Annotated in this window: 20 protein-coding genes; 13 read left to right on the forward strand and 7 right to left on the reverse strand. The window is 66.4% G+C overall.

Annotated elements, in window-relative coordinates; all coding sequences use genetic code 11:
* Position 1 precedes the first annotated feature (1 nt).
* The 3 genes from mrdA to ACP7EY_RS13340 are packed head-to-tail and all read left to right on the forward strand — an operon-like array spanning position 2 to position 4,156.
* On the forward strand, positions 2–1,978 hold the full coding sequence (mrdA, locus tag ACP7EY_RS13330) for a penicillin-binding protein 2 (protein ID WP_426194273.1): 1,977 nt from the start codon (positions 2–4) through the stop codon (positions 1,976–1,978).
* A 1-nt stretch (position 1,979) separates the two neighbouring features.
* On the forward strand, positions 1,980–3,095 hold the full coding sequence (gene rodA, locus ACP7EY_RS13335; RefSeq protein WP_426194275.1) for a rod shape-determining protein RodA: 1,116 nt from the start codon (positions 1,980–1,982) through the stop codon (positions 3,093–3,095).
* The gene (locus tag ACP7EY_RS13340) at positions 3,092–4,156 is read left to right on the forward strand and encodes a septal ring lytic transglycosylase RlpA family protein (RefSeq protein ID WP_426194277.1); all 1,065 of its coding nucleotides are present in this window, start codon (positions 3,092–3,094) and stop codon (positions 4,154–4,156) included. The genes rodA and ACP7EY_RS13340 overlap by 4 nt, the downstream gene beginning before the upstream one ends.
* 6 nt (positions 4,157–4,162) lie before the next feature.
* On the opposite strand, the gene ACP7EY_RS13345 is transcribed toward ACP7EY_RS13340, so the two are convergent.
* Genes ACP7EY_RS13345 through argS form a run of 6 tightly spaced genes read right to left on the reverse strand, consistent with a single transcriptional unit; the run spans position 4,163 to position 9,540 of the window.
* A complete protein-coding gene (locus tag ACP7EY_RS13345; RefSeq protein WP_426194279.1) occupies positions 4,163–4,843 on the reverse strand; it encodes an SPOR domain-containing protein in 681 nt (226 codons plus the stop codon).
* 3 nt (positions 4,844–4,846) lie between these two features.
* Positions 4,847–5,593 carry a type III pantothenate kinase gene (locus tag ACP7EY_RS13350; RefSeq protein ID WP_426194281.1) on the reverse strand — a complete coding sequence of 249 codons (747 nt, stop codon included), beginning with the start codon at positions 5,591–5,593 and terminating at the stop codon, positions 4,847–4,849.
* Between the two features lies 1 nt (position 5,594).
* A complete protein-coding gene (locus tag ACP7EY_RS13355; RefSeq protein ID WP_426194283.1) occupies positions 5,595–6,398 on the reverse strand; it encodes a biotin--[acetyl-CoA-carboxylase] ligase in 804 nt (267 codons plus the stop codon).
* Between the two features lie 3 nt (positions 6,399–6,401).
* Positions 6,402–7,076: a thiol:disulfide interchange protein DsbA/DsbL gene (locus tag ACP7EY_RS13360; protein WP_426194285.1), complete on the reverse strand. Its 675-nt coding sequence runs from the start codon at positions 7,074–7,076 to the stop codon at positions 6,402–6,404.
* Between the two features lie 11 nt (positions 7,077–7,087).
* Positions 7,088–7,783 (reverse strand): SPOR domain-containing protein, encoded by a 696-nt coding sequence (locus ACP7EY_RS13365; protein ID WP_426194287.1) that lies wholly within the window; start codon positions 7,781–7,783, stop codon positions 7,088–7,090.
* A gap of 44 nt (positions 7,784–7,827) precedes the next feature.
* Positions 7,828–9,540 (reverse strand): arginine--tRNA ligase, encoded by a 1,713-nt coding sequence (gene argS / locus ACP7EY_RS13370; protein WP_426194289.1) that lies wholly within the window; start codon positions 9,538–9,540, stop codon positions 7,828–7,830.
* A 294-nt stretch (positions 9,541–9,834) separates the two neighbouring features.
* On the opposite strand from argS, the gene rsmB reads away from it, so the two are divergent.
* From rsmB to ACP7EY_RS13420, 10 genes are all read left to right on the forward strand, one after another.
* Positions 9,835–11,430 (forward strand): 16S rRNA (cytosine(967)-C(5))-methyltransferase RsmB, encoded by a 1,596-nt coding sequence (gene rsmB, locus ACP7EY_RS13375; protein ID WP_426194291.1) that lies wholly within the window; start codon positions 9,835–9,837, stop codon positions 11,428–11,430.
* A 116-nt stretch (positions 11,431–11,546) separates the two neighbouring features.
* On the forward strand, positions 11,547–12,110 hold the full coding sequence (locus ACP7EY_RS13380; protein ID WP_426194293.1) for a DUF4390 domain-containing protein: 564 nt from the start codon (positions 11,547–11,549) through the stop codon (positions 12,108–12,110).
* A gap of 3 nt (positions 12,111–12,113) precedes the next feature.
* Positions 12,114–14,429 (forward strand): ATP-binding protein, encoded by a 2,316-nt coding sequence (locus ACP7EY_RS13385; protein WP_426194295.1) that lies wholly within the window; start codon positions 12,114–12,116, stop codon positions 14,427–14,429.
* A gap of 98 nt (positions 14,430–14,527) precedes the next feature.
* Entirely contained in the window at positions 14,528–15,256 is a 729-nt protein-coding gene (locus tag ACP7EY_RS13390) for a response regulator (protein ID WP_426194297.1), read from the forward strand.
* 29 nt (positions 15,257–15,285) lie between these two features.
* Complete coding sequence (locus tag ACP7EY_RS13395; protein WP_426194299.1) at positions 15,286–15,621, forward strand: GTPase; 336 nt, start codon at positions 15,286–15,288, stop codon at positions 15,619–15,621.
* A gap of 124 nt (positions 15,622–15,745) precedes the next feature.
* A complete protein-coding gene (locus tag ACP7EY_RS13400; protein ID WP_426194301.1) occupies positions 15,746–16,003 on the forward strand; it encodes a BTH_I0359 family protein in 258 nt (85 codons plus the stop codon).
* Positions 16,004–16,119: 116 nt separating this feature from the next.
* Positions 16,120–16,887 carry a class II glutamine amidotransferase gene (locus tag ACP7EY_RS13405; protein ID WP_426194303.1) on the forward strand — a complete coding sequence of 256 codons (768 nt, stop codon included), beginning with the start codon at positions 16,120–16,122 and terminating at the stop codon, positions 16,885–16,887.
* A gap of 106 nt (positions 16,888–16,993) precedes the next feature.
* Positions 16,994–18,271 (forward strand): EAL and HDOD domain-containing protein, encoded by a 1,278-nt coding sequence (locus tag ACP7EY_RS13410; protein WP_426194305.1) that lies wholly within the window; start codon positions 16,994–16,996, stop codon positions 18,269–18,271.
* Between the two features lie 284 nt (positions 18,272–18,555).
* Positions 18,556–19,497, forward strand: a complete 942-nt coding sequence (locus ACP7EY_RS13415; RefSeq protein WP_426194307.1) for an ATP-binding cassette domain-containing protein — start codon at positions 18,556–18,558, stop codon at positions 19,495–19,497.
* A 1-nt stretch (position 19,498) separates the two neighbouring features.
* Entirely contained in the window at positions 19,499–20,773 is a 1,275-nt protein-coding gene (locus tag ACP7EY_RS13420; RefSeq protein WP_426194309.1) for an ABC transporter permease, read from the forward strand.
* A gap of 350 nt (positions 20,774–21,123) precedes the next feature.
* Here ACP7EY_RS13420 and metH read toward each other — a convergent pair whose 3' ends face one another.
* On the reverse strand, positions 21,124–24,891 hold the full coding sequence (gene metH / locus ACP7EY_RS13425) for a methionine synthase (protein WP_426194311.1): 3,768 nt from the start codon (positions 24,889–24,891) through the stop codon (positions 21,124–21,126).
* Positions 24,892–24,955 lie beyond the last annotated feature (64 nt).

Raw genomic sequence — 24,955 nt, forward strand, 5'->3', positions numbered from 1 at the left:
GATGACTGAAATTAAAGACAACGACCGCGAAATCCACCTGTTCCGGATGCGCCTGACGGCAGTCGTGCTGTTCGTGTTCCTCTGCTTCGGCCTGCTGGTGGCGCGCTTCGTGTGGCTGCAGGTGATCCACCATGACAAATACCTGGCCCAGGCCGAGGAAAACCGCATCGCGGTGGTGCCGGTGGTGCCCAACCGGGGCCTGATCCTCGACCGCAACGGGGTTGTCCTGGCCCGCAATTATTCGGCCTACACGCTCGAGATCACGCCGTCGAAGCTCGAGAACAACCTGGAGTCCGTCATCGACGAGCTCGCCAAGCTGGTCGAGATCGAGCCGAAAGACCGCAAGCGTTTCAAGCGCCTGCTCGAAGAGTCGCGCTCGTTCACGGGCGTGCCGCTGCGCACCCGCCTGACGGACGATGAAGTGGCGCGCTTTTCCGCCCAGCGGTTCCGCTTTCCCGGCGTCGAAGTGCAGGCGCGCCTGTTTCGCCAGTACCCGCTGGGCGAGGTGGCCTCGCACGTGATCGGCTACATCGGCCGTATCAACGCCAACGAGGCCGCCGCCATCGACAACCTCGATGACGCCGCCAACTACAGCGGCACCGACCATATCGGCAAGGAAGGTCTGGAAAAGAGTTATGAGCGCCAGCTGCACGGCCAGACCGGCTACGAGCAGGTCGAGCGCTCGGCCGGCGGGCGCGCCATTCGCACGCTCGCGCGCACGGCGGCCGTGCCGGGCGCGAACCTGATCCTGTCGATCGACATCGAGCTGCAAAAAGTGGTGGAAGAGGCCTTCGGCGACTTCCGCGGCGCGCTCGTGGCCATCGAGCCGGAAACGGGCGACGTGCTGGCCTACGTGTCGCGCCCCGGCTTCGATCCGAACCTGTTCGTCGACGGCATCGACAGCGCCAGCTGGAACGAGCTCAATACCTCGCTCGACCGGCCCCTGATGAACCGCCCGCTGTCGGGCACCTACCCGCCCGGTTCCACCTTCAAGCCCTACATGGCGCTGGCGGCGCTCGAACTGGGCCTGCGCCGGCCGGAGCAGGGCATCAACGACGCCGGCTTTTTCATGCTGGGCGGGCACCGTTTCAACGATGACAAGCGGGGCGGCCACGGCTACATCGACATGTACCGCTCGATCGTGGTCTCGTGCGACACCTATTATTACCAGCTTGGCAACGAGATGGGCATCGACCGCCTGCACGACTTCATGAAGCCGTTCGGCTTCGGCCAGATCACCGGGATCGACCTCGAACACGAGAAAATCGGCGTGCTGCCGTCGCAGGACTGGAAGCGCGAGCGTTTTAAAAAGGCCAAGCAGACCAACAAGTGGGTCGGCGGCGACACCATCTCGATCAGCATCGGCAACGGCTACAACACCTACACGCCCATCCAGATGGCCCATGCGATGGCGACCCTGGCCAACAACGGCGTGGTGATGAAGCCGCACCTGGTCAAGATCATCGAAGACGGCGGCACCCGCGCGCGCACCCTGACGGTGGCCAGGAACAGCGGGCGCATCCCGCTCAGGCAGGAAAACATCGACATCATCAAGCGCGCCATGGTCGGCGTCATCACCGACCAGAGCGGCACCGGTTTTAACGCTTTCCGCAACGCCGGCTACACGGCCGGCGGCAAGACCGGCACCGCCCAGGTGGTCGGCCTGCGCGGCGGTAAATACAATGCCGCCGCCACCCCCGAGCGACTGCGCGACAACGCCCTGTTTACCGCCTTCGCGCCGGCCGACAAGCCGCGCATCGCCATTGCCGTGGTGGTGGAAAACGCCGGCTTCGGCGCCACCATCGCCGCCCCCATCGTGCGCAAGGCGCTCGACTTTTATTTGCTGGGCAAGCGCCCCGGCGACAAGACCCGCCTGCCGGTGCCGAAGGAAGACCCGGCGGTGCTGCCGGTGGAAGCGCCGGCCGGCGTCAACAGCGATTTCCAGCCCGGCGGCGAAACGCCGGGGAACAAGGAATAATATGTCAGCCTTCCAGGAACGCCGCTCGCTGTGGCGCCGCACGCGCCACTACTTCACCGTCTTCGACGGCCCGCTGGCCATCATCCTGTTCCTGCTGCTGTCGACGGGACTGCTGACGCTGACCTCGGCCGGCATGGATTTTCCTGGCCGCGTCGAAGGACAGATCCGTAACATCGTGCTCGCCTTCCTGGTGATGTGGATGGCGGCCAACGTGCCGCCGCAGACCCTGATGCGCTTTGCCGTACCGATCTACACGGTCGGCGTGGCCCTGCTGGTGGCCGTGTTCATGTTCGGCATCATCAAGAAGGGCGCGCGCCGCTGGCTGCACATCGGCTTCGACATCCAGCCGTCCGAAATCATGAAGATTGCCATGCCGCTGATGCTGGCGTGGTTCTTCCAGCAGCGCTCGGGCATGCTGCGCTGGCAGGCCTTCCTGATCGCCGCCGTGCTGCTGTTCATTCCCGTCGGCCTGATCATGAAGCAGCCCGACCTGGGCACCGCGCTGCTGGTGCTGGCCTCGGGCTTCTACGTGATTTTTCTGGCGGGCCTGTCGTGGAAAGCGCTGGCCGGCCTGGTGGTGGCCGTCGGCGCCAGCCTGCCGGTGGCCTGGTCGGTGATGCACGATTACCAGCGCCAGCGGGTGATGACGCTGATCGACCCCACCTCCGACCCGCTGGGCAAGGGCTTTCACATCATCCAGTCGACCATTGCCATCGGTTCGGGCGGCTTGACGGGCAAGGGCTACCACAAGGGCACCCAGGCCTACCTGGAATTCATCCCCGAGCGCACCACCGATTTCATCTTTTCCGTGTTCGCCGAAGAGTACGGCCTGATCGGCATCCTGGTGCTGCTGTTCCTGTATTTGCTGCTGATCGGCCGCGGCCTGATGATCGCCGCCAATGCGCCCACCCTGTTTACGCGCCTGCTGGCGGGCGCCATCACCATGATCTTTTTTACCTACGCGTTTGTGAACATGGGCATGGTCAGCGGCATCCTGCCCGTGGTCGGTGTGCCGCTGCCGTTCATGAGCTACGGCGGCACCGCCCTGTTCACGCTGGGCCTGGGCGCCGGCATCCTGATGAGCATTCAGCACAACCGCAAGCTGGTGCAGACATGAGGCGCCCGCTCGCGCGCGCCGTGGCCGTGCTGGTGGCGCTGGCGCTGGCCGGTTGCGCCAGCGACGGCCACGTGCGCATGTCGCCGTTTCCCGCGCCGAACGCCCCCGTCGCCAAGCATGGCAAGCTCGATCCGCGCCTGCCGGCGATGCCCGCCGCCGGCTCCGGTCGCGGCGGCTACTACCTCGACGACGGCCCTGGCGAGAACCCGCCACCGGGCCTGTACGACGTGCCCGACCCGATCGTCAAGAGCGAGGTGCTGTCACGCTACGGCAATAAACCGTATGTGGTGTTTGGCAAAACCTACACGCCGCTGGGCGGCGACAGCAGCTTTGTCCAGCGCGGCGTGGCCAGCTGGTACGGCAAAAAATTCCACGGCCAGCGCACCTCGTCCGGTGAACTCTACGATATGTACCTGATGAGCGCCGCCCATCCGACCCTGCCGATTCCCTCGTTCGCGCGGGTGACCAGCGTCGAGACGGGCAAATCGGTGGTAGTGCGGGTCAATGACCGCGGCCCGTTCCACTCCAGCCGCGTGATCGACGTGTCGTACACGGCGGCCCTGAAACTGGGCCTGCTGGGCAAGGGCAGCCATGAAGTCGAGATCGAGCGCCTGCGGCCCGAGGACAGCGCGCGCAGCGCCAGCGCGCGCCGCAATGCGCCGGCGCCGGTGGCGCTGGCGACCATGCCGACCATCGCGCAAGCCGATGCCACGCTGGTGTCGTCGGCCGTATCGGCGCAGTCGGCCGAGGTGCTGGCGGTGATGGGCGGCGACCCCGCCGCGCTCGCCCGCGGCAGCGCCGCGCCAGTCGCCAGCGACGGCTTTTATTTGCAGTTGGGCGCTTTCAGCCAGCTCGCCAACGCCACCGAGGCGCGCGCCCGCGTACTCGCCACCGGCATCGTCGAACTGGTCGAAATCGTCCAGGCCGGGTCTTTGCACCGCTTGTTCGGCGGCCCCTTCGCCAGCCGCGACGACGCCCTGAAAGCGGCCGCGGCGCTGCCGGCCGGGCTGGCGGTCAAGGCGCTGGTGGTCAAACGCAGTGGCGCCGCGGCGGTGCAATAGTCGATATTACTTGCAGGCCTTGCTGTCGACATCCTGAAAACTGCCGGCCACCTTGTCGATCTTGCCGTGCTCGGTGTCGTCGATGGCGCGGAACTGGAAACTCAGGCGCGCCGGGCTGCCGCCGCGCGGCGACAGGCGCGCGCTGTGCACGCCTTTTTTCACGAGCGCGGCCAGCGTGCTTTGCGCCGCCGACTCCGACTTGAACACCCCCAGTGAAATGGCGTATTTCATGGTCGAGCTGTCGTTCATGATGAAAAAATCACTGACCCCCAGGCTTTTCAGCTCGCCCGCCTTTTTATCGGCGCCTTCCTTGCTCGCCTGCGGCGGAATATAGACGATGTAGCTGGTCGGATCGGCGCCGCCGCTGGACAGGCGCTTCATGCGCTCGCCCAGTTGCAGCGACGCGAGGCGCGTTTCAAAGCGGCGTGCCTCGGTCGCGCCGAAGCTGCCCAGTTCCAGGCAGGCGATGACGGCGGGCGTGGCCACGGGCGCTTCTTGCGCGAGCGGCGGTGCCGCTGCCGGCGGGGCTAGCGGGGCCGGCGCCGGCACCAGCCGCAGCGCGCCGGCGTTGAGCTGGTTCTTCAGGCGCGCCGGTTCGTGCTCTTCGCCGTGACCGAACAGGCCCTGGCTGTATGCCAGCAGCAGCGCATTGAGAGCGAGCAGGGACCAGAGGGCGAATTTGAGCACGGTTTATTCTTTCGAAAGAGAAGCGGCGTGCAGCCCGAGCAGCACGATATTGTCGATCAGCCGATGCGGCACCCGCAAGGCGGGGCCGATGTAGCGGGCGGCCCCGCCCGAGAGCAGGCAGGTGGCGGCGTGCGCCTGCGCCACCGCCCGTTCGATGGCGCCGGCCTGGGCGGCCACGCAGCCGGCCAGGATGGCGTCATCGGTATTGTCGGCAAAGCCGGTCGGCAGGGCGGCGTTGGCCAGCACCTGCGGCAGTTGCGCCGTATTGCGCGCCAGCGAAGAGGCCATCAGGCCCAGGCCCGGCAAAATCATCCCGCCGACGAAGCGCCCGTCGGCATCGATCGCGTCGACCGTGGTGGCGGTGCCGCAGGTGGCGATGATCACCGCCTGGCCCGGCAGCAGCGTGTGCGCGCCGATGGCGGCGGCGAAGCGGTCGCTGCCCAGTTGGGCGGGATTGCGGTAGCCGTTGCGCAGGCCCGCGCGTTCGGCCGTGGCCACGAACGTTTCGAGCGGCACGCCGGGCGCGATCTCGGCCAGCGCCGCCCTGAGCTGGTCTGCCATGGCGATGCCGGCCACGTTCGACATCAGCGCGCGCGTGGGCGCCGCGCCCGCCGCGCGCCAGGCAGTGGCCAGCTCGCCCAAGGCGGCGTGGGCGACGGCGCCATCGGCCAGCCAGTCGCCGGCGGCGGCGGCCAGCGGCGCCAGCGCCCACTTGATGCGCGTATTGCCGGCGTCGATCAGCAGCAGCATCTTAAATGGCGTCCAGGCGCAGCGAGACGTCGCCGGCGGCGATCGCCACCCGTCCCGTGTCGGTGTCGAGCAGCAGGCGGCCGCTGTCGTCGACGCCGGCCGCGCGGCCCTGCTGCAAGGTGACGCCGTGATCGATGATGGCGACCTTCTCGCCGGCCCAGGCGTGAAGCCCGTTCCAGCGGGCGGCGAAGGGGGCGAAGCCGTGGCGCTCGAATTGCGCCAGCGTGGCGGCCAGCGCCTCGAGCAGCAGCGCCACCAGGGCGTTGCGGTCCATCCGCGCCAGCCATGGCGCGGCCGCCACCTGGCGGCCTATTTGCTGTTCGAGCGCATCGGGCATGCGCAGATTGAGGCCGACGCCGATCACGGCCAGGGTCGCGCCGGCGCTGGTTTGCGTTTCGATCAGGATGCCGGCCAGCTTGGCGCCGTTTCTGAGCAGGTCGTTCGGCCACTTCAGCTGCACCGGCACACCCTGGCCGGCGAGCGCCTCGGCCAGCGCCACGCCCACCGCCAGCGGCAGGCCCGACAGGCGCTGCGGCCCGTCCGCGCCGGCGAAGCGCCAGGCCAGCGAAAAGGTCAGCGAGTCGCCGGCCGCCGACAGCCAGCTGCGCCCGGCCCGGCCCCGTCCGGCGCTCTGGTGCTCGGCGATGCGCAGCACGGGCGCGCCTATGGTGCCGGCGGCGCCGCGCGCCATCAGGTCGGCATTGGTCGATCCCGTCTCGGCGACCACCTCGATGTCGATCCGTTCAGGCGTGCTGCGGTGGGCCGCGATCGCCGCGGCCGACAGGCTTGCGCTGTGCTCGGCCATCGCCTATTTCTTTTCCGCTTTGGCTTTCGCGACCAGGAAGTCCATCACCTGCAGGGCGCCTTGCTGCATTTGCTCTTCCGTCTGCAGGGCCTTGTCGGCCTCGCCCGCCAGCGAGGGCGAGGTCATGAAACGGCCGTCGATGGCCACCACCGGCCAGTAGTCGACACGGTAGGCGGCCATCATGGCGTTGGCGCGGCGCAGTTTGGCCTGCACGCCGAACGAGTTCCACGCTTCGACGAAACGGGCACGGTCGATGCCGGCCTTTTGCGCCCACTCGAACGCCGCTTCCTCGGTGGCCAGGCGGTTGCGCTCGACGTGGATGGCGTCGAAGGCCTTCTGGTGGTTGGCCTCGACGATGCCGAGCGCGTCGAGGGTATAAAAGATGCGCTGCTGGACGGCGACGGCGCCGCCACCGGAGACGTGCACGCGGCGGAACACGATACTGGCCGCGTTGTTTTTCGCCCATGCCTGCAGCGACGCTTCGAAGCGCGCGCAATGGGGGCAGTAGTAGGCGAAAAATTCGGTGACTTCGACCTTGTTGGCGGCGTCGGTGTTTTGCGCTTCTGGCAAGGTCAGGTAGTGGGTGCCGCTTTTATAGTCGGCGGCGCGGGCGCCACTCGCGGCGAGGCTGGCCAGCCCGAGTAGCACGGCGCCCAGCAGGGCAGGGAGCGAACGCATGATCTGGATCCTTATTTTTGGTTGCGCACGATGGCGACATCGACACCGGCGTCGATCAGTTTGGCACGGGCCTTGTTCATCGATTCGACCTGGCCGTAGGGACCGACACGCACGCGGTGCAGGACGCCGGCGTCGCTGTTGCGGTCGGAGATGGCCGCTTCAAAGCCCAGCAGGGCCAGCTTGGCGCGGGTGTTTTCGGCGTCGCCCATTTCGCGGAAGGCGCCCGCTTGCAGGAAGTACACCACCTTGCCCTCGTCCGTGGTTTCGGCGCGGGCGGCGGCCACGCGCGCCAGTTCATGGTCGGCCGCCACCGCCGCCTTCGCCGGTTTCGGCTCGGCCGGCTCTTTCAGGTTGGCGATGGCGCGCCCCAGCGGATCGGCCTCGGCCGGTGCCGGCCGTGCTGCTGGCGCCACCGGCGCAGCCGGGGCGTCCGGGACGGCGGCAGGCGCCGCCTTCGGCTTGTCGGCAAACTGCTTGTTCGCTTCGCGCACCGATTCCTTGTTGCCGTACATCGGCTTGTTCGGATCGCTGGCCTGGCCCGGCGGCGTGTCGACCCGGGCCGGCTTGGCCTGCTTGTCGGTGAACGGCGTGGCGCCCTTGGTGATGGCCAGGGCGACGGCGACGGCGATGCCGAGGCCAATGATCAGGCCGATGATCAGGCCGGTGAGGGTGGAGCCTTGCTGGCGCGCGGGTGCTGAGGTTCGCATGGGTGCCTTGACGGAAGGGAGACTAGGTGATTGACCAGGGCGCGTTACATCTGGGCCGGCGCGGACACGCCGATCATGGCCAGGCCGTTGCGCAGCACCTGGCGCGTCGCCACCACCAGCGCCAGGCGGGCGCGCTTGAGGTGCTCGTCCTCGACCAGCACTTTTTCGGCAAAATAAAAGCTGTGCAGATTGGCCGCCAGTTCGCGCAGATAGAACGCCACCTGGTGCGGGCTCAGCTCGACCTGGGCGCGCGCCAGCATTTCCGGGTAGGCCGCCAGGGTCGCCAGCAAGGCCGTCTCGGACGGCGCCGTCAGCGGCGCCAGGTCGGCGTCGACCAGGCTGGCCTCGTCGCCGCCGGTCCACAGCGAGAGCATCTTGCAGATGCGCGCGTGGGCGTACTGCACGTACAGCACGGGGTTCTCGTCGCCTTCCTTGAGGGCGACGTCGACGTCGAAGATGAATTCGGTGTCGGCCTTGCGCGAGATGAGGAAGAAGCGCACGGCGTCGCGGCCCCGTTCGATGTCGCCGTTGCCCGACCATTCGATCAGGTCGCGCACCGTGACGTAGGAGCCGGCGCGCTTGGAGATCTTGACCTCTTCGCCGTTCTTCATGACGGTGACCATCTTGTGCAGCACGTAGTCGGGGAAGCCTTGCGGGATGCCGATGTTGACCGCCTGCAGGCCGGCGCGCACGCGGGCGATGGTGCCGTGGTGGTCGCTGCCCTGGACGTTGATGGCCTGGGTGTAACCGCGCTGGAATTTATTGACGTGATACGCCACGTCCGGCAGGAAGTAGGTGAAGGTGCCGTCGGACTTGCGCATCACGCGGTCCTTGTCGTCGCCGTAGTCGGTGGTGCGCAGCCACAGGGCGCCGCCTTCCTCGAACGTTTTGCCCGAGGCGATCAGGGCGGCGACGGTCTGCTCGACCTTGCCGTCCTTGTACAGCGAGGACTCGAGAAAATAATTGTCGAACTTGACGCCGAAGGCCTGCAGGTCGATGTCCTGCTCGTTGCGCAGGTAGGTAACGGCGAAGGCGCGGATCGAGTCGATGTCGTCGGCGTCGCCGCTGGCGGTGACGGGGGCGCTGTCGCTGCAGGCGACGGTCTTGCCGGCCTTGAAGTCGGCGGCGATGTCGGCGATGTAGTCGCCGTTGTAGGCCGACTCGGGCCAGCCGGCGTCGCCCGGCGCGTGGCCTTTCAGGCGCGCCTGGACCGAGTTGGCCAGGGTCTGGATCTGCACGCCCGCGTCGTTGTAATAGAACTCGCGGGTGACGTCATAGCCCTGGGAGATGAACAGCGATGCCATGGCGTCGCCCAGCGCGGCCTGGCGGCCGTGGCCCACGTGCAGCGGCCCGGTCGGGTTGGCCGAGACGAATTCGATGATCACGCTCTTGCCGGCGCCGCTGGCGCTGCGGCCGAACTGCTCGCCCTGTTCGATGATGGCACGTACCACCGCCTGCTTGGCGGCGGCGGCCACGCGCAGATTGATGAAGCCGGGACCGGCCACGTCGGCCGACTCGACCAGGCCGGCGGCGGCGGGATCGGCCAGCACGGCCGCGACGATGCCGGTTGCCAGTTCGCGCGGGTTCATTTTCAGCTGTTTGGCCAGCTGCATGGCGATATTGCAGGCGACGTCGCCGTGCGACGGATCGCGCGGTCGCTCGAGCACCACGCTTGGCGACAGGGCGGTGCCGGCGACGAAGGGGGCGAGGGCGGCCTGGATCAGGGCGGCGATATCATTTTTTTGTTGGGCGAGCATGGGCAAACAATCGGTCAGGGTGAGTCATGGAAAAAGCCGGCGCCGGGCGGGCCGCCGCAGCGCGCCAGCGTGTTCACGCCGCCCTCTGGGACGGCCTGAACGAGCGCGCAAGGCAAGCGCCATTATACTGGTTTGGCGGGGCTGAAATAGCTTGCCTGGTGTAAAGGCAAGACAAACAAAGACGGCGCCGGCCCCTTATATTGCCGTCGAATGCGCGGTGGAACGGGCAGACCCGTTAAAATGGCGCCTTTCTTCCCGCCCGCACAGCACCGCGCGCACACGCCAAAGAGTCCCATGACAGTCAAGCGCCCCACGCTCTCGATCAAATCCGCCCCCGCCAAGCGCGCCGGCGCCCGCGCCACTGGCGATACCAGCAAGTGGGGCGGCCCGAGAAAGACCAGCACCCCCGCCAGCACCCCGGCCGGCGCCCCCGCCAGCAAGTGGGGCGGCCCGAAAGCGCCGGCGGCCCGCCCGGCCACGCCCACGGCCGCGCCCGAGCGGGCGCCGACGCGCGCCCCCGAGCCCGCCCCGGCATCGGCGCTGCGCGCCAGCTACGACGTCAAACCGGTGCTGCAGCCGGGCTACCTGCCCCGCCTGAAGGCCGATTCGCTGGCGCTGTGCCTGCTGGGGGCGGCCAACGCCGTCGCCCAGGTGCGCAGCGGCACCACCTTGCCGCAAGCGTTGACGACGGCGTTCGGCGTCACCCAGGCCACGCCGCAGGCGCGCGGGGCGATCCAGGACATCGCCTATCGCACCATGCGCCAGCTGGGCCGGTCGGAAACGCTGCTGGGATTGATGACCTCGAAGGCGCCGGAGCCGCCCATGCTGGCCGCGCTGCTGTGCTGCGCGCTGACCCTGATCGACCCGCTCGACGGCGCCGACGCCCCCTACGAGGCCTTCACCGTGGTCGACCAGGCAGTGACGGTGGCCACCTCGCACCCGGACATGGCGCATGCAAAAAACATGGTCAACGCCGTGCTGCGGCGCTTTTTGCGCGAGCGCGAGGCGCTGCTGGCGACCGCGCTGGCGCAGCCGGTGGCGCAATGGAACTACCCGCAATGGTGGATCGACGCCGCACGCGCGGCCTATCCGCGCGACTGGCAAGCCATCCTGGCGGCCGGCAATGCCCAGCCGCCGCTGACCTTGCGCGTGAACCGCCGCAAGACCAGCGTCGACGATTACCTGCGCACGCTGAGCGAAGCCGGCATCGGCGCGCGCCAGATCGGCCCGTCAGCGGTACGGCTCGACAAGCCGATCGGCGTGCAGCTCATTCCCGGCTTCGAGGCGGGCCTGTGCTCGGTGCAGGACGCCGGCGCCCAACTGGCCGCGCCCCTGCTCGACGTGCGTGACGGCATGCGCGTGCTCGACGCCTGCGCCGCCCCCGGCGGCAAGACGGGCCACCTGCTCGAACTGGCCGAGCTCGATCTGACGGCCATCGACGCCGATCCCAAGCGCCTGCTGCGGGTCGAGGACAATCTGCAGCGGCTCGGTTTGCACGCCACCCTGAAGGCGTTCGAAGCGCAAACGACGGTGTGGTGGGATGGCGAAGGCTACGACCGCATCCTGGCCGACGTGCCCTGCACGGCGTCGGGCATCGTCCGCCGCCACCCCGATATTCGCTGGTTGCGCAGGAAAGGCGACGCGCTCCAACTTGCAACACTTTCATCCAAAATTCTCGACAACCTTTGGCAGATGCTGCGGCCCGATGGTAAATTGCTGTTCGTGACTTGTTCACTCTGGCCCCAGGAATCGGAGGCGCAGGCGGCCGCGTTCGCACAGCGCCATGGTGCCCTGCGGCTGGAGGCGCCGGGCCAACTGTTGCCGACCGGGGGTGCCGCCGAGGATCACGATGGCTTGTTCTACGCCTTGTTCCAGAAGCGTGCCGCATGACCGGTCCTGATTGATGCGCGCGCCACCCACCCTCCATGGCAGCGTCGCAACGCGCCCTGTCATGCAGGCCCGGTGGGGCGCTTGGAAGTGCAATTTATGAAGGCTCCGGTCCCCTTGTGACAACCCGATTTTTTCGTCTCCTCGCCTGTCAGCTGCTGCTGTTGTTCGCGTGCGCCCAGGCGTTGGCGGCCGACACGGTCGATATCGTCCATGCGCACATCGAGGCCAGCGACGAGGGCTACAAGCTGCAGGCGAGCTACAGTTTCGACCTGACCCACGACCTCGAGGATGCCCTGCTGGCGGGCATCAAGCTGTCGTTCACCACTGAAATCGAACTGACCCGGCCACGCTGGTACTGGGCCGACGACAAGGCCATCGCCGAGCGGCGCACCATCAACATCTGGTATAACCCCTTGATGCGCAAGTACAATGTGCAGGTGGCCGGCAGTATCTACCAGAGCTATCCCACGCTCGAGGAGGCCTTGCTGACGATCCGCCGGCCGGGCCGCTGGGTGATCGGCCCCCGTGGCGCGCTCAAGCAGGGCGAGACCTACACGGTCAGCCTGCGCATGTTCATGGACCGCCAGGCGCTGCTCAAGCCCTTGCAGGTCAACGCCATCAACAACGCCGGCTGGCAGCTCAGTTCCGGCCGCAGGACCTTCATGTACAGGGCGGAGTAGCCGGTGAAACAAGCTTTGCGTTATGGCGTGATGGTCGGCGGCGCCGTCGGCAGCATCCTGCTGTTCCTGCTCGCCTCGGCCTCCGACAACTCGGGATTTTTCGACCGCTACTATTCATGGCTGCTGGGCCTGAACGCGGCGGTGGCCGCCATGCTGGTGGTGTTCGTCGTGGTGGCCCTGTGGCGCCTGTACTCGCGCTACCGGGCCGGCAAGTTCGGCTCGCGCCTGATGTCGCGCCTGGTGCTGCTGTTCGGCGCCATCGGCATCCTGCCCGGCCTGGTGATCTTCGTCGTCTCGGTGCAGTTCGTCTCTCACTCGATCGAATCGTGGTTCGACGTGAAGATCGAGGCGGCCCTCAAGTCGGGCCTGAACCTGGGCGTGGCCGCGCTCGATCAGGCGCTGGCCGAACTGGGCTCGCAAGCGAATGTGGCCGCCCTGACCCTGTCGGGCCAGGACGGCGGCGCCACCCAGGTGATCCTCAACCGCATCGTCGACGAGCAGGACGGCATGCAAAGCGCCATGCTGGTCGACGCCAACGGCGGCCTGCTGGCGTCGTCGTCGGACAGCCGCAAGGTCGACCTGGTGGCCGACTTGCCCACCGTGGCCATGCTGCGGCAGGCGAACATGCCGCGCGGCTTCGCCCAGTCGGAAGGGGGGATCGAGCGCGATTTCACCGACAGCGCCGCCGCCGCCAGCGCCGTGGCCCCGCCCGACGCGCTCGACGCCGCCACCGGCCTGCGCCTGCGGGTGGTGCTGCTGGTGCCCGATCCGCCCGGCGTGGCGCCCCGTTACCTGCAACTGGTGCAGTCGGTGCCGGTCAACCTGGCCACCAACGCCGAGGTGCTGCGCAACGCCTATTCGGAGTACCAGACGCGCTTCCTGGCGCGGGTGGGCCTGCGCAAGATGTACATCGAAACGCTCAGCCTGACGCTGCTGCTGGCCATTTTCGGCGCCATTGCCAGCGCCTTCCTGATCGCCTCCAACCTGGCCCAGCCCCTGCTGGTGCTGGCCGAGGGCACGCGCGCGGTGGCCGAGGGCGACCTGTCGCCGCGGCCGATCGTGCAGACGCGCGACGAACTGGGCACCCTGACGCAGTCGTTCAACACCATGACGGGCCAGCTGTTCGAGGCCAGGAGCGCCGTCGAGCGCAACCGGGCCGCCCTGCAAAGCGCCAAGGCCCACCTCGAATCGGTGCTGGCGAACATGTCGGCGGGGGTGATCGTGCTCGACGCCGAGTTCATCATCGTCAGCGCCAACGACGCCGTCGAACGCATTCTCCTGCATGACATCGGCGAGAGCTACCTGGGCCGCGCCCTGCACGAGATCGAGGGCCTCGACGTGTTCGCCGCCGCCATCACCCGGGCGTTTTCGGCGCAGAGCGCGCAGACGGCGGCGGCCAGCGCCGGGGTCGGCAAGAAGCCCCGTTCGCACTGGCAGCAGGAGATCGAGATCCCGCGCCGCAGCGGCAGCAGCGACGACCATGACATCGCCCTGCTGGCGCGCGGCTCGCGCCTGCCGGTGGGCGCCGGCAACGGCTACATCGTGGTGTTCGACGATATTTCCGACGTGATCTCGGCCCAGCGCTCGGTGGCGTGGGGCGAGGTGGCGCGCCGGCTGGCCCACGAGATCAAAAATCCGCTCACCCCGATCCAGCTGTCGGCCGAGCGCCTGCAGATGAAGCTCGAGCACAAGGTGACCGGCGCCGACCTGGAGCTGCTCAACCGCGCCACCACCACCATCGTCAACCAGGTCGACGCCATGAAGCGCATGGTCGACGACTTCCGCGATTACGCCAAGGCGCCGCCGGCGGTGCTCGAACCGCTGCACCTGAACGGCTTGATCCGCCAGATCCTCGACCTGTACCTGGCCGGCGACGACAGCGACATCATCCACGTCAGCCTGGCGCGCGACCTGCCGGCGGTGATGGGCGACGCCACCCAGTTGCGCCAGGTGATCCACAATCTGCTGCAGAATGCCCAGGATGCGATGAGCGAGCGGGGGCCGGATGCGCCGCCGGCGCGCATCGACGTCACCACCGAGACGATCCATTTCGACAGCGCCGAGGGCGGCCAGGCCACCGCGGTGCGGCTGGCCATCGTCGACAACGGGCCCGGCTTCGCGCCGCGCATCCTGTCGCGCGCGTTCGAGCCCTACGTGACGTCGAAGGTGCGCGGCACGGGGCTGGGCCTGCCGATGGTGAAGAAAATCATCGACGAACATGGGGGACGGATCGATATTCAGAATCGCCAGGACGGAAGCGGTGCGTCCGTCCTGATTTTGCTGTTAAAGTTAGCGCCTGAGGCTGCACGTTTGGCATAAAGGTCGAATCGACCATACAATCACAGGTGGCATGGCTTTTCGACGGCTGCGTACGGCGCAGCCTTTTCGGCGTTATATCGTGGAAGGCAGGAAAAGAGATGGCAAACATTCTCGTAGTTGATGATGAAATGGGGATCCGGGAATTACTTTCGGAGATCCTCGGCGATGAAGGCCACGCAATTCAACTCGCGGAAAACGCCCAGCAGGCGCGTGATGCCCGCAATGCCGGCGCGCCCGACCTGGTGCTGCTCGACATCTGGATGCCCGACACGGACGGCGTGACCCTGCTCAAGGAATGGCAGCGCGACGGCTTGCTGACGATGCCGGTGATCATGATGTCCGGCCATGCGACGATCGACACGGCCGTCGAGGCGACCCGCATCGGCGCCCTCAATTTCCTCGAAAAGCCCATCGCCCTGCAAAAACTGCTCAAGGCGGTCCAGCAAGGCCTGACGCGGGCGCAGGAAGTGGCGCGCGCGCCCGTGGTGGTGCCCAGCCGTCCGCTGGCGCCGCCCCAGCCGGAAGAGCATCACGCCGTGGGCAGCCCCGGCCTGTTCGCTTCGCCGTCGATGCAAAGCGCCGGCATCGCCCCGCGCATGGGCGCGGCCGGTGCCGGCGACACGCACGGTCACGCGCTCAGTTTCGATCTGCCCCTGCGCGAAGCGCGCGATGCCTTCGAGCGCATGTATTTCGAGCATCACCTGGGCCGCGAAGGGGGCAGCATGACCCGGGTGGCGGAAAAAACCGGGCTCGAGCGCACGCACCTGTACCGCAAGCTCAAGCAACTGGGCGTCGAGCCGGGCAAGCTGGCCAAGAAGAACGTCTGAGTGCACTGATTGTCGAGGCCGCCGCGCCCGTGCTCACCACCCTGGTGACGGGCGCCTCGGCGGCAGCGCGCGAGCAGGCCATCGCCGCGGCCGCGCCGCCCGGCGCCGCCATTTTGCTCGAAGGCATGCCCAGCGGCCACACCATCCTCCCCGACCATCTCGGCGCCGTGCGCATCGCGCCCGGTTGCCTGTGCTGCAGCGGCAACCTGGTTTTGCGTGTAACATTAAATCGCATTATGCGGCGCCGTCCGGCACGATTGTTCATCGGCTTGGCGTCGACGGAGCACCTTGATCAGTTGCGATCGTGGCTGCTGGCACCGCCATACGATCAGCTGTTGGCACTGACCCCGGATCTGAGCAGTTAAGCGCAGCCTGGCACCCCCGCAGGACGCGCCAACGCTTGAAATCAGTCCCGGTGGCCCCACCTCGGTAGCAAGAGGCCGGAGCGCAGTGATCCCCCATTTCGTCTGGTCGAGCTAAGGAGTCAGCATGAACATGATTTACAACAGCGAGCAGTACAGCGTCGTCGAGTTCGGCGTGGACCGCGATCTCGAAGCCTTGCGCTTCGGCGGCTATGAAATCGTCGACAAGTCCGGCCGGCGCGAAGCGTTTATCGGTGGCAAGCTTGCCCAGTCGTTCAGGCGCGATGTCAACAATCTCATCGCCAGCGAGCCGACGATGGAAGAAATCGACGACTTTTTGGGGTCCTACGATGTGTTGATGCACCAACCCGTGCTGCTGCACTGATGGCAGCGACAAGCGAACCTGCGGGTTCGCTTTTTTTTCGCCCCCGTTATGCACGATTTCGCATAATTGACCGCATGATGTGAACCGGGCAGGCGTCGTTATGTTACGCTTTGCCCATGTGCCAACTCCTCGGAATGAACTGCAATGTCCCTACCGACATTGTTTTTAGCTTTACCGGCTTCGCCCTGCGCGGCGGCCAGACCGACACCCACCATGACGGCTGGGGCATCGCGTTTTTCGAAGGGGCCGGCGTGCGCCATTTCGTCGACCACCAGTCGGCCGTGGCCTCGCCCGTCGCCGACCTGATCAAGCGTTTTCCCATCAAGTCGAAGAACGTCATCGCCCACATCCGCAAGGCCACCCAGGGCCAGGTGGCGCTGGAGAACTGCCACCCCTTCGTGCGTGAACTGTGGGGCCGCTACTGGGTGTTCGCCCACAATGGCGACCTCAAGCAGTTTGCGCCCGTGCTCGACGGCGCCTTCCGCCCCGTCGGCAACACCGACAGCGAACTGGCCTTCTGTTACCTGCTGCAGCAGTTGCGGCGCCGCTTCGGCGATACGGCGCCCGCCTTGCCGGCCTTGCGCGTGGCGCTGGCAGAGCTGGTGGCCGAGATCGCCACCCACGGCGTGTTCAACCTGATGCTCTCGTCGGGCGACGCCCTGTTCGCCCATTGCTCGACCAAATTATGCTACGTGGTGCGCCAGCATCCGTTCAACACTGCCCAGTTGTCCGACGAAGACGTCAGCGTCGATTTTGCCCAGCACACCACGCCCGCCGACCGGGTGGCGGTGATCGTGACGGCGCCCTTGACCACCAACGAGACCTGGACCGAGTTTGCGCCCGGCGAATTGAAAGTGTTTGTCGACGGCCTGCCGCTCGACTAGATTCGTGCAAATTAGCATCATTTTTGTGCCCCATCCAATGGCAAAAATTCACTAGCGCAACAGAATGCGGTACAGTACAGGCATCGATCCTAAAAAAATGCCCGAGATGAATAACTCCGCCGCTGCTTCTTCCACGACCAGGGATTTTGGCGTGCGCGATTTTTATCTCGGTCGCCAGCCCATCCTCGATGGCGACAATGCCTTGTACGCCTACGAGCTCTTGTTCCGCAACAGCAATGAAGGCGGCGCCCAGTTCAACACGGGTCTGTCCGCCACCGCCGCCGTGATCGCCCATGCGGGCCAGTTGGGTCTGGACCGCGCCATCGGCGACGCCCAGGCCTTCCTGAATGTCGACGCGGACGTGCTGATGAGCGATATATTCCTCTTCCTGCCGCGCGAAAAAGTAGTGCTCGAGCTGGTCGAATCGTTCGACGCCACCGATCTGCTGCTCGAGCGCATGGCCCAGTTGAAAGAGCACGGCTTTCGCTTTGCCTTGAATGGCGTCAGCGCCGTCACCGCCAACGTCGAGCGCCTGCTGCCGCTGATCGATTTCGTCAAGTTCGACATGCGCCAGGTCATGCAGGTGTCGACCGCCAAGGTGGTGGCGCGCTTTCGCAGCGAAAACAAGAAGCTGATGGCGGAGAAGGTGGAAACGCGCGCCGAGTACGAGCGCGTGCGCGCCTTCGGTTTCGACTACTTCCAGGGCTATTATTTTGCCAAGCCGGCCGTCATCAGCGGGCGCAAGCTCACGCCCTCGCAGCTGGCGGTGATGGAGTTGATGAAGCTGGTCACCTCGGACGCCGACAATCTCGAGATCGAGCGCGCCGTCAAGCGCGACGTCACGCTGGCGCTGAACCTGCTGCGGCTGGTGAACACGCCGGCCATCGGTCTGCGCCACAAGATCGATTCGGTCAGCCAGGCCCTGATGGTGCTGGGCCGCCGCCAGCTCGAGCGCTGGCTGCAGATCCTGTTGTACGCCGATCCCCAGCAGCGCAGCCACAGCGCCTCGCCCCTGCTGATGCTGGCCACCACGCGCGGCAAGCTGCTCGAACTGCTGGCCAAGCGCCTGCGGCCGGCCCAGCGCAATGTCGCCGACATCGCCTTCACGGTCGGCATCATGTCGCTGATGGACGCCCTGTTCGGCCTGCCGATGGACGAGATCCTCGAGCAGATTCCCGTCATCGACGAAGTTAAGGATGCGCTGGTCTACCGCAGCGGCTTTTTCGGCGAACTGCTTAAACTGGCCGAATCGATCGAGCAGATGGATGGCGACGACCTGGTCGTGCCGACCCTGAAAGAGCTGGCCATCTCCAGCGACGAGCTGGTCGAATTCGAGGTGACGGCGTTTTCGTGGAGTGATTCGGTGGCGCGGTATGCCGTATGAGGAATCAAACAAAAGTGAACCCCTACTTTTGTTTGGGACTGGTCGGTAAGCCAGGACTTACACCGGCTTAGAGGCGCACGGCCAGTCAGGCAAAAATCACCGGCGGAGCCGGATGATTTTTTGGGGGGGGACGCAAACCCTCTGCGAATCGTGCTGCGCCGCGGTGAGGGGCGGGGCGGTGTGCGAATGTCCGTGGGTTTAGGCGCAAGTGGTGACTTTTGTAATGGGCCAAATCGGTCTGCGCTCCGTACACTTCATGGCATCGACACTTCGGGATCGCCGCCATGGCTCCAGTTCTTTTGCAGGTTTCCCATCTGAGCAAATCGTACGGCGCCAGGCGCGCCGTCGATGATGTCAGCTTCCAGGTAAGGGCGGGCCAGACGGTCGGCCTGATCGGCCCCAACGGCGCCGGCAAATCCTCCACCGTCTCGATGGTCTGCGGCTTGCTGCGCGCCGATGGCGGCGCCATTGCGCTTGGCGGCGCCAGCATCGGCATCGGCCGCTGCGAGGCCAAGCGCCAGATCGGCTTCGTGCCGCAGGACCTGGCCCTGTACGAGGACCTGTCGGCGCGCCAGAACCTGCTGCTGTTCGCCGCCCTGTACGGCGTCAAGGGCCAGCAGGCGCGCCGCCGCTGCGACGAGGTGCTCGACCTGGTCAAGCTGCGCGAACGCGCCGGCGACAAGCCGGCCACCTATTCCGGTGGCATGAAGCGGCGCCTGAACATCGCCGCCGCCCTGATGCACGATCCCCAGCTGCTGATCCTCGACGAGCCCACCGTGGGCGTCGATCCGCATAGCCGCAACGCCATCTTCGACACCCTCGAGCAGCTCAAAGCCCTGGGGCGTTCGCTGATCTACACCAGCCACTACATGGAAGAGGTCGAGCGCCTGGCCGACCACATCGTCATCCTCGACCATGGCAAGGTGCTGGCCGACGAGAGCCCGGCAGCGCTGCACCTGCGCCTGCCGGCACAGGCGGCGCTGCGGGTCGAACTGGCCACGGCGGCGCCCGCGGCCTGGCTCGCCGCCATCGGCGCGCTGCCCGGCGTGAGCACGGCCAGCGCGCAGGCCAACACCGTCGAGGTGCTGCTGGCCGACAGTGGCGCCGCGCTCGGCGTGATGGCCTACCTGCAAGCGCAGGGCGCGAGCGCGCTGCACTTCGCCACCGCCCGCACCAGCCTCGAAGACATCTTCCTCAACCTCACCGGGCGCTCGCTGCGCGACTGACATGACCGCCTTCCTCGCACTCGTTCGCAAAGACCTGATCCTGTTCCTGTCGGACCGCCGCGCCCTGCTGATCAACCTGGTGCTGCCGATCGCCATCGCCGCTTTTTTCGGCTCCCTGTTCGGCGGCCAGGGCCAGACCAGGACCGGCACCATCGACGTCGCTCTGGTGCAGCAGGATAGCGGCGACATCGGCCGCCGCGTCGGCGCCGCCCTCAAGGCCGACCCCAACCTGCACGTGACGGAGATGAGCGTGGCGGCGGCGCGCGCGGCGGTGGGCAAGGGCGAGCAGAAAGCCGCCATCGTGATCCCGCCCGGCTTTGGCGAGGCCGCCGGCGCCGCCCTGTTCAATGCCGCCCCCAAGCCCCGTATCGAGGTGTTGTACGACCCCTCGAAAAGCGTCGTGCTGGCGATGGTCAAGGGCCTGTTGACCCAGCAGGTGATGCAGATCGTCAGCGCCGAAATGTTCGGCGGCCAGGCCGGCCAGGCGCTGACGGCGAAGTCCCTGGCATCGCTGGAGGGGCGCGCCGATCCCGCCGTGCGCGAGTTCCTGGGCAGCCTGCAAAAGTTCCAGGCCTCGCCCGCCGCCCGTCCGGGCGCCGCTGGCGGCGCCGTGGGCGGCCTGTCGATGCCGTTTGATACGAGCGAGCAGCCGGTCACCTCCGGCCCGGTGGCGGCCGGCTACAACGCTTACGCCCACTCGTTTGCCGGCATGGGCGTGCAGTTCATCCTGTTCCTCGGTGTGGACATGGGCATCGGCATCCTGCTGGCGCAGCGCAGCGGCATTTTCAACCGCCTGCTGGCCGCGCCGATCGGCCTGAACACGGTGCTGCTGGCGCGCGCCGCTTCGGCCGCCATCATCGCCTTTTGCCTGTTGTGCGTGATGTTCGGCTTTGCCGTCGTTGTATTCAAGGTGAACATCGCCAATCCGGTCGGTTTTATCGGCGTGGCCGCCTGCTTTGCCATCCTCACCGCCAGCTTCGGCCTGTTGATCGCCGCCTTCGGCAAGACCCCGGAAGCGGCGCGCGGCATCGCCATCTTCGTCACCCTGCTCATGGTGATGCTGGGCGGCGCCTGGCTACCCTCGTTCCTGTTCCCCGACTGGGTGCAGAAAATCAGCCTGGCCGTGCCAACCCGCTGGGCCATCGACGGCCTCGACGCGATGACCTGGCGCGGCCTGGGCTTCGATGCGGCCGGCATGGCAATGGCCGCGCAGTTGGGCTTCGCCCTGCTGTTCGGCGCGCTGGCGCTGATGAAATTCAAGCGCGATCGCGCCTGAGGACAATCCGCGGCAGGCAGCGCCGGATCAGATCAGGCGGACCTGATCACCCCTGTTGCGTCCACCCCCGAGGCGACGCATGATCTGACGCGGTTTTGCGTTCCCCGCCAAATCATCCGGCTCTGCCGGTGATTTGCGCCTGACTGGTTTTGCGCCTCTAAGCCGGTGTGAACCCTGGCTTACCGACCAGTCCCAAACAAAAGTAGGGGTTCACTTTTGTTTGTCCGGGCCCTATAAATCATCCGGCTCTGCCGGTGATTTGCGCCTGACTGGTTTTGCGCCTCTAAGCCGGTTTAAAACCTGGCTTACCGACCAGTCCCAAACAAAAGTAGGGTTTCACTTTTGTTTGATCACAAATTCGGCGCCAGCCACGTCTCAATCTGCCCCAGCCCCACCTGGCGCCGCGCGCTCATGTCAGCCACCTGGTCGGCGCCGATTTTCCCCACCACGAAGTACTTCGACTGCGGATGCGCAAAATAGAATCCCGACACCGCCGCGCCCGGCGACATCGCATACGACTCGGTCAGCTCGATGCCCACTTCCTGCGCTTGCAGCACGTCCCACATGGCGCCCTTGACGGTGTGCTCGGGGCAGGCCGGGTAGCCGGGCGCGGGACGGATGCCGACGTACTGCTCGGCGATCATCGCTTCGCTCGATAACTGCTCGTCCGCCGCGTAGCCCCACAGGTCGGTGCGCACGCGCTCGTGCAGGTATTCGGCAAACGCTTCGGCCAGGCGGTCGGCCAGCGACTTGAGCATGATCGACGAATAGTCGTCATGGGCGTCCTCGAAACGCTTCTCGTATTTTTCGATGCCCAGCCCGGTGGTGACGGCGAACATGCCGATGTAATCGCGCACCCCCGACGCCTTCGGCGCGATGAAATCGGCCAGGCACTGGTTCGGCCGCTGCACCCCGTCCACCAGCGGCTTGACGCCCTGCTGGCGCAAGCCGTACCAGGTCAGCGCGACGCGCTCGCCGCTGTCGTCGGTGTAGACCTCGATGTCGTCATCGTTGACGCTGTTGGCCGGCAGCAGGGCGATGACGCCATTGGCCGTCAGCCAGCGTCCCTCGATGATTTTCTTGAGCAGCGCCTGGCCTTCTTCGAACACCTTGGTGGCCGCTTCGCCCACCACCTCGTCGGTGAGAATGGCCGGGAAGGGGCCGGCCAGGTCCCAGGTCTGGAAGAACGGGCCCCAATCAATATAACGGGCCAGCAGCGCCAGGTCGACGTTCTTGATCAGGCGGCGGCCGATGAATTTCGGCCGCACGGGCGCGAAGTCGAGCGCCGTCTTGTTGGCGCGCGCCTGCGCCAGCGGCAGGATCGGCAGCGCTTTCTTGTTGGCGTGCTGCTCGCGGATGCGCTCGTAGTCGACGGCGATATCGTCGATGTACTTGTCGCGCGACTCCGGCGTCAACAGCGACTGCGCCACCGACACCGAGCGCGAGGCGTCGGGCACGTAGACCACCGGACCGTCGTAGTTGTGGGCGATTTTTACTGCCGTGTGGGCGCGGCTGGTGGTGGCGCCGCCGATCAGCAGGGGGATCTTGAGCATGCGGAAATGGGGATCGCGCTGCATCTCGCGCGCCACGTGGGCCATCTCCTCGAGCGAGGGCGTGATCAGGCCGGACAAGCCGACGATGTCGGCGTTTTCCAGCTTGGCGCGCGCCAGGATTTCGGAGCAGGGCACCATCACCCCCATGTTCACCACTTCAAAATTATTGCATTGCAAAACCACCGAGACGATGTTCTTGCCGATGTCGTGAACGTCGCCCTTGACGGTGGCGATGACGATCTTCCCCTTCGGCTTGGCGACGATGCCGGTGCGCTGCTCTTCCAGCAGCTTTTCCACTTCAATATAGGGAATCAGGTGGGCCACCGCCTGCTTCATCACGCGCGCCGACTTGACCACCTGGGGCAGGAACATCTTGCCCTGGCCGAACAGGTCGCCCACCACGTTCATGCCGTCCATCAGGGGGCCTTCGATGACGTGAATGGGGCGCCCGCCATTGCCCAGCAACTGCTGGCGCGCTTCCTCGGTGTCCTCGACGATCCATTGGGTGATGCCGTGCACCAGCGCGTGCGACAGGCGCTGCTGGACCGTCCCCTCGCGCCAGGCCAGGTTCTGGGCGTCCTGGCGGTCGCCCGCCTTCAGGGTGCCGGCGATGTCGATCATGCGCTCGGTGGCGTCGCTGCGGCGGTTGAGGACCACGTCCTCGGTGCGCTCGCGCAGTTCGGCCGGCAGGTCGTCGTAGACGCCCATCATGCCGGCGTTGACGATCCCCATCGTCATGCCGGCCTTGATGGCGTGGTACAGGAACACCGTGTGGATCGCTTCGCGTGCCGGGTCGTTGCCGCGGAACGAAAACGACACGTTCGACACGCCGCCCGAGACGCCCGCGTGGGGCAGGTTTTCCTTGATCCAGCGGGTGGCGTTGATGAAGTCGACGGCGTAGTTGTTGTGTTCTTCGATGCCGGTGGCGATGGCGAAGATGTTGGGGTCAAAAATGATGTCTTCGGGCGGGAAGTTCACCTGCTGGGTCAGCACGTCGTAGGCGCGCTGGCAGATCTCCTTCTTGCGCGCGAAGGTGTCGGCCTGGCCCTGTTCGTCGAACGCCATGACGATCACGGCGGCGCCGTAACGGCGGCACAGGCGCGCCTGGCGGATGAATTCTTCCTCGCCTTCCTTCATCGAGATGGAGTTGACGATGGCCTTGCCCTGCACGCACTTGAGGCCCGCTTCGATCACCGACCACTTCGACGAGTCGATCATGATGGGCACGCGCGAAATGTCCGGCTCGGAGGCGATCAGGTTCAGGAAGCGCGTCATCGCCGCCTGCGAGTCGAGCATCGCCTCGTCCATGTTGATGTCGATGACCTGGGCGCCGTTTTCCACCTGCTGGCGCGCCACCGACAACGCCTCGTCGAACTGCTCGTTGAGGATCATGCGCGCGAACGCTTTCGAGCCGGTCACGTTGGTGCGCTCGCCCACATTGACGAACAGCGAGTCGGCGTCGACCGTGAACGGCTCCAGGCCCGACAGGCGCAGCGCCACCGGCACCTGCGGCAGCACGCGCGGCGCGGTGGTGGACAGCAGCTCGGCGATGGCCGCGATGTGCTCGGGCGTGGTGCCGCAGCAGCCGCCGGCGATGTTGATGAAGCCGGCGTCGGCAAATTCACGCAGCAGCGCCGAGGTGTCGGCCGGCAGTTCGTCGAAGCCCGTGTCGCTCATCGGGTTGGGCAGGCCGGCGTTCGGGTAGATGCACACGAAGGTGTCGGCCACCTGCGACAGCTCCTGCGCGTAGGGCCGCATCAGGGCGGCGCCCAGCGCGCAATTGAGGCCGATCGTGAGCGGCTTGGCGTGGCGCACCGAGTTCCAGAATGCCGGCACGGTCTGGCCGGACAGGATGCGCCCGGAGGCGTCGGTGACGGTGCCGGAGATCATCAGCGGCAGGCGCGCGGTATCCGGGTGCTCGTCGAAATACAGGTCGATGGCAAACAGCGCCGCCTTGCAGTTGAGGGTGTCGAAGATCGTCTCGACCAGCAGCACGTCGGCACCGCCGTCGACCAGCCCGCGCACCTGCTCGTGGTAGGCCGTCACCAACTGGTCGAAGGTGACGTTGCGCGCGGCCGGGTCGTTCACGTCGGGCGAGATGGAGGCGGTTTTCGGCGTCGGCCCCAGCGCGCCGGCGACGAAGCGGGGCTTGTCGGCGCTGCTGTAGTTGGCGCAGGCGGCGCGCGCGATGCGCGCCGCCGCCACGTTCATTTCATAGGCCAGGTGGCCCATGTGGTAATCGTCCTGGGCGATGCTGGTGGCGCCGAAGGTGTTCGTTTCGATCAGGTCGGCGCCGGCGGCCAGGTAGCGCTCGTGGATTTCCTGGATGATGTGGGGCTGCGTCAGGGTCAGCAATTCGTTGTTGCCCTTGACGAACAGCTCGCGCGCGCCGCTGCCGGCCGGCGCGGCGAAATCGACGAAGCGTTCCCCGCGGTACTCGGCCTCGCCCAACTTGTACTGCTGGATGATGGTGCCCATGGCGCCGTCGAGGATCATGATGCGGCGCGACAAAATATCGCGCAGCAAGGTCTCGGTGGGGGATACGGCGGCGTGGGTCGTGGTCATGGCAGGCTTTCAGAGGGCGGGAGGCATCCGTGATCGGGCGCGGACGGCCTAAAATTATACGGCA

The organism is Massilia sp. DWR3-1-1, assembly GCF_049898325.1.
Classification (GTDB): Bacteria; Pseudomonadota; Gammaproteobacteria; order Burkholderiales; family Burkholderiaceae_D; genus JAFCUW01.